We start from the raw sequence: 6,044 nt of genomic DNA, 5'->3' as shown, positions 1-6,044 counted from the left end.
GCTATCTAAAAGTCTTTTGGGTACCTTTTCTTCAGAAAAGGTACGGTTCCGTCCGACGCAAAGAACAGTATATATAAATTAAAGTAGGGTTTTAGTTAAGGAGGAAAATATGCGATTCGAATACGATATAATTGTGGTCGGAGCCGGGCACGCGGGATGCGAGGCGGCGGCGGCAGCGGCTCGGATGGGAGCACAGACGCTGCTCGTGACGATGGATATGGGCAAAGTGGCCCAGATGTCGTGCAATCCGGCCGTCGGAGGGGTGGCGAAGGGACAGATCGTGCGCGAGATCGATGCGCTCGGAGGGCAGATGGGGATCGTGACCGATAGAACGACCCTGCAATTCCGGATGCTCAACCGGTCGAAGGGGGCGGCGATGTGGAGTCCGCGGGCGCAGTGCGACAAATATGCCTTCTCACAGGAGTGGCGGCGGGTGCTGGACGGGACAGAGGGGCTCTATATGTGGCAGGACAGTGTGACGGGGTTGCTCGTTTCGGAGGATCGGAGCAGGGTAGAGGGGGTGGTTACCCAGCTCGGGGTACGCTTTAGGGCGCGGGCGGTGATCCTGACCAACGGTACCTTTCTGAACGGTCTGATGCACGTGGGGACGGCGCAGGCTCCGGGAGGGCGATCGGCCGATATGTCCAGCCACGGGCTTACGGAGCAGTTGCAGGAGCTGGGATTCGAGGCGGATCGGATGAAGACCGGGACGCCGGCCAGGCTGGATGCGAGAACCATCGATTTCGATCGCATCGAGGCTCAGTACGGAGATGCGGAGCCGGAGAAATTCTCTTTTCTGCCTTCCGTGCGGCCGGTCGAAACCGAACGACAATTGCCTTGTTATCTGGTATATACGTCGCCGGAGGTGCATGACGTGCTGCGGTCGGGATTCGACCGTTCGCCGCTCTTCACAGGCGTGATCCGGGGGCGCGGGCCGAGGTATTGTCCGAGCATAGAGGACAAGCTCCGGACGTTTGCCGACAAGGAGCAGCACCAGTTGTTTCTCGAACCGGAGGGGAGGTCGACGAACGAATATTATTTGAACGGCTTTTCGTCTTCCCTGCCGTGGGAGGTGCAGGTCGAGGCGTTGCAGCGGATCGAGGGGCTGGAGCACGTGCAGATCTATCGGCCGGGGTATGCCATCGAATACGACTACTTCCCGCCGACGCAGCTGCGGCATACGCTCGAAACCAAACGGGTGGCGGGTCTGTATTTCGCCGGACAGATCAACGGGACGACGGGCTACGAGGAGGCGGCGGCGCAGGGGCTGATGGCGGGGATCAATGCGGTGTTGGCGTTGCGGGGTGAGGAGCCGTTCGTGTTAGGAAGGGATGAGGCCTATATCGGGGTGTTGATCGATGATCTGGTGACCAAGGGGGTGGATGAGCCGTATCGGATGTTCACCAGCCGGGCGGAGTATCGGATTCTGTTGCGGCAGGATAATGCAGACCGGCGGTTGACGCCGCTGGGACGGAAAATCGGGCTGGTTTCGGACGAGCGGTGGGCGGCTTTCGAGGCTTCGGAGGGGCGGATCGCGGCTGTGGAGCAGTGTTTGAGCGAAATGACCGCGGCACCGGAAGAGGTGAACGGTTATCTGTGCTCGGTCGTCGAGTCGCCGATTACGCAGCGGAAACGGCTCGCCGAGCTGTTGTTGCGGACAGGGGTCTCGCTGTCGGGGCTGGCCGGGGCTTTGCCTCTTTTTGCCGGCTATCTGCAGGAGATCGGGGCGAGCAAAGAGGAGGTGCTGGCGGTGGAGATCGGCGTGAAATACGCCGGGTATATCGAACGGGAGCGGATGGTGGCCGAGAAGATGAAGCGGCTCGAAGGGATTCGGATTCCGGCCGATTTCGATTTCAATGCGTTGGGTTCCGTGTCGATCGAGGCGCGGCAGAAGCTGACGCGGATACGGCCGCTGACCATTGCGCAGGCTTCGCGGATTCCGGGGGTTTCGCCGGCGGATATCAACGTGCTGCTTGTCTATTTCGGGCGATAGGAGGGCGGTGTTCCACGTGGAACGAACGGCCCGTAAAAAATTGAAAATGATCGAGATATGAAGAAACTGGTGGAAAATTCCGACCTCGGGATTCCCTATACGACGGTGTTGAACAAGGCGATCGTGAAGATCGCCCGGTCGATGCTGGGAATCAATAAAATCAACGATCTGTACGGCGCTGCGGCGGACAAAACGGGGGTGGAGTTCGCTCGGGAGATTCTCGAACGGCTCGGGGTGACGATCGAGGCGGACGAGCAACGGCTGGAGTGGATACCTGCGAAGGGGCCTTTCATCCTTGTGGCGAATCAGCCGTACGGCGCGCTGGACGGGCTGCTGCTTATGGCACTGGTGGCGCGGGTGAGGCCCGATGTCAAGTTCCTGGGCAATTTTCTGCTGAGCCGGATCGATACGCTGCGGGACTTTTTTCTGCCGATCGACCCGTTCGAAGCGAAAAAAGGACGGAATTTCTCGCAGGTGAGGCGGGCGGTCGAGCACTTGCGCAGCGGGGCACCATTGGTGATTTTTCCGGCGGGAGAGGTCTCTACTTTTCAGAAAGGATTTACAAAGGTAGAGGACAAACCGTGGGCGCTGTCGATGATCAAATTTATCCGCCAGGCGGGGGTGCCGGTTCTGCCGGCCTATATCGACGGACGTAACAGCCTGATTTTCCATCTGCTGGGAAAGGTGCACCCGATGTTGCAGACGATGCGCCTGCCGTTGGAGCTGACCAATAAGCGGAGCCGGTCGGTGGCGGTGGTTCTCGGTTCGGCGGTAGCGGCGCGGAGGTTGCGCGAGATGGGCGACCTGAAGGCGGTCGGCGATTTCCTGCGGGCGAATGTCTATTCGCTGCGGGCTGTGCTGGTGGACGAGGCGGCGATGCGGGAGGAGCTGGAGGAGGAGCGTCGCCGCGAGGCACTGGCGCGGCTCAAGATGAGAAAAAAGAAGCGGGGGCGGCGGGTGCGAAAGCCGGAGGGCGGCGGAGTCGCCGGAGCGGCGGATCCTGCGGAGCTGGGGGCGGAGCTCGATCGGATTGCGGCGCGGTGTATGTGGATCCGGGTGGGGGATATGTGCTTGTTTTGCGCCTCGGCGGACGATATTCCGCTGACGATGCGCGAGATCGTCCGCCTGCGCGAGGCCGACGGACGGAAAGCGGATGGGGAGGAGCTGCGGCCGGTGGGGGGCGATGCGCACGACGAACTGTATCGGCATCTTTTTGTCTGGGACGCGGAGCACCGGACGATCACGGGGGCCTATCGCATCGGATTCGGCGATGTGTTGCTGGACCGGAGGGGATTCGAGGGATTTTATACCTATCGGTCGTTCGAGTTCTCGCACCACCTGCATGACGTGTTGAGACAGTCGATCGAGCTGGGGCGTTCGTTCGTGGTGCAGGAGTATCAGCGGCGGTCGCAGACCTTGCTGCTGTTGTGGCGCGGGATTCTGCAGGTGTTGATGCGGAACGCTTCGTATCGCTATCTGCTCGGGCCGGTGAGCATGTCGGGAGGCTATTCGATGGCGGCGAAGTGGCTGTTGATCGACTATATCCGGGCGAACCACTGGAATGCGGAGCTGGCGAAGTATGTGGTGCCCCGGAACGGGGTGAGGGCGCTGGGGCGGCCGGTGGTCGAGGCGGCGCTGATCCGGGGGATTCGGTCGGACGAGGAGATCGACAAGCTGATCCGGGATGTCGAACCGACAGGGCAGGGGATGCCGGTGCTGATGAAGAAATACCTCCAGCTCGGAGGACGGGTGATGGGGTTCAACGTGGATCCGCTGTTCGGCGACGCGCTGGATGCGATGTTGATCCTCGATTTGTGCGATGTGCCGCCGGATAAGGTGGATATGGTGGCTCGCGAGTTTCCGGGCGAGAAGGTCTACGAGCGCTTCCGGGAGGCGGGAAACACGCAGTTGTAGAGGGGGGAGAACGAAATTCGATGTTTCACGTGGAACATTATGGGAAAAAGATTGGTGCAAAATATCACCTCCGAGTATCTGGCGGCTTCATCGATGCTGCATAAACGGAACCGGGTGATGGTCTATGTCGAAGGGTATGACGATATCCCCTTCTGGCGGGCTATTTTCGATGAGTTCGAGACACCGGAGCGCCGGTTCGAAATCTCGACGCCTGCTCGGAATGACCTGGCGAAGGGGAAGAAGGTCGTGATGCAATTCATTCCGCAGGCGGGTAAACACCTGATTCTCTGTGTCGATTCCGATTTCGACTACCTCTTCGGAGAGCTCTGCGAACGGTCGAAGCAGGTGAATCAGACGCCGTATCTGTTGCAGACCTATACTTACGCCATCGAAAACTACCTCTGTTATCCGCCTTCGCTGCACTCCGTCTGCGTGCGGGCGACCAAGCGCGATACCCATATCTTCGAATTCGAAGAGTTCATGGCCGAATATTCGCGGATCATTTACCCCGTCTTTCTGTGGTATGCCTATGCCGCCCGGGTGGATCGACCCACGATCTTCACGCTGGCCGATTTCCGGAATGCCGTGAAGATCAACTTCGTCAATGTCGAGGACAATGGCGAGGATACGCTGGAGTGGCTGGAAAAACAGGTGGAAAAACGACTCCGCATGTTGCGCTCCAAGCATAAACAGCATGTGGCCGAGGTGGAGAAATTCGACGCTTATCTCCGAAGCCGGGGGGTGGTGCCGGAGGAGACGCACCTCTACATGCAGGGGCATACGCTGCTGGACAATGTGGTGGCTACGCTCGTGGGGACGGTTTGCAATGCCTTGAGGAAGATGGCTGTGAGGCAGATATTGGGCAGCTCGCGGCAGGGGTTGCCGCTGAACAACGAGTTGAGCTCGTATAACAATGTGCTCTCGGACGTGGACGAGTTGCTGAAGAGCAATACGGGATATCGGGCTTGTCCGTTATTCGCCAAATTGCGTGAGGATATTATCCGAATCTTGGAGAGCTGAGCGGTGTTTATTCGAAAAAATAGCTATCTTGTGAACCTTGCACAGGAAGGCGGAGGGGGATGGATTTAAAGCGGAAAGGAGTTTAAATGTTTGGTTTAAAGAGAATTAATCGATTCGCAGGACGCGGTGTCCGGCAGTTTTTGGTTTGGGCCGTTTGTTGGGGAGGGCTGGTTTCGTGTTCGGGCGAGTTGACATCGGAGGGGGCGCTGGAGCAGATTGCGGCGCAGGCGGAGTTCCGTATGCCGTACTATGCGCCGATGCGGATCGGCGAGGTGGTGCTGACGGGCGACAATCACAAAGATTCCAAAGGATATATCCGGAAACATTACGGGCCGTTGATCGATGCGGGGCTGGCGGAGGTGACGGTGGCGGATCGGAATACGTGGCGGACGGTGATCGACGTGCGGTTGTCGGAAAAGACCCGGACGATGGTGGACGGGAGCCGCTCGACGGAGCGGGAGGCGTATGTGCCGGTCTGCCGGATGGCTCCGGTGCGGATCGACGAGTTCCGTACGTTGTCGGAGGAGGGGATCGTCGAGTGCACGTTTACGTTCGAAGAGCGGGACATTACGCCGTTCGGGGTTTGCAAGGGGTTTCAGCAGGGTCGGGAGTACAAGGACAAACGGACGTTCGTCAAGGCGCGCGGTTCGTGGCATGTGAAGTGACGGGGCTGCTGTGCGCAGCGCGTTGGGGGCGGTTGTCGTAGCGTTATTGGGGTAGAGGCGGCCAGTGGAAATGCGTGAGCATTTCCCGTCCACGGGACGTGGGGCCTGCCCGGCCCGAGGGCAGTTCTATCCTGTTAGGGTAGAGGCTGCCATTTCGGAGTGTTCGAAGGCACCGCGCGCCACGCCTTAGAAGGGAAATCGTCAAAATGTGTCGGCACATTTTGACAAGATTTCCCAAGGCGCGCGAAAAGAGAATTGGGTAGAGGCTGCCGCAGCGAAACGCAAGTTTCGCCCGTCCACGGGACGTGGGGCCTGCCCGGCCCGAGGGCAGTTCTATCCTGTTAGGGTAGAGGCTGCCCTGTCGGAGTGCCCGCAGGCACCGCGCGCCACGCCTAAGGAGGGAAATCGTCAAAATGTGTCGGCACATTTTGACAAGATTTCCCAAGGCGCGC

The 6,044-nt window shown here is 59.4% G+C and carries 4 protein-coding genes; all 4 read left to right on the top strand.

From position 1 onward, the window contains the following. The first annotated feature begins 109 nt into the window (after nucleotides 1–109). Complete coding sequence (mnmG, locus tag QZ292_RS09195) at nucleotides 110–1,993, top strand: tRNA uridine-5-carboxymethylaminomethyl(34) synthesis enzyme MnmG (RefSeq protein WP_294600828.1); 1,884 nt, start codon at nucleotides 110–112, stop codon at nucleotides 1,991–1,993. A 57-nt stretch (nucleotides 1,994–2,050) separates the two neighbouring features. After that, complete coding sequence (locus QZ292_RS09190; protein ID WP_294600826.1) at nucleotides 2,051–3,907, top strand: GNAT family N-acyltransferase; 1,857 nt, start codon at nucleotides 2,051–2,053, stop codon at nucleotides 3,905–3,907. A gap of 39 nt (nucleotides 3,908–3,946) precedes the next feature. Continuing rightward, nucleotides 3,947–4,927, top strand: a complete 981-nt coding sequence (locus QZ292_RS09185) for a DUF4435 domain-containing protein (protein ID WP_294600824.1) — start codon at nucleotides 3,947–3,949, stop codon at nucleotides 4,925–4,927. 86 nt (nucleotides 4,928–5,013) lie between these two features. Continuing rightward, nucleotides 5,014–5,592, top strand: a complete 579-nt coding sequence (locus QZ292_RS09180; protein ID WP_294600822.1) for a hypothetical protein — start codon at nucleotides 5,014–5,016, stop codon at nucleotides 5,590–5,592. The last annotated feature ends 452 nt before the right edge of the window (nucleotides 5,593–6,044 follow it).

Source organism: uncultured Rikenella sp., from assembly GCF_910577125.1.
Lineage (GTDB): Bacteria > Bacteroidota > Bacteroidia > Bacteroidales > Rikenellaceae > Rikenella.
This window is presented reverse-complemented; position numbering and strand designations above follow the sequence as displayed.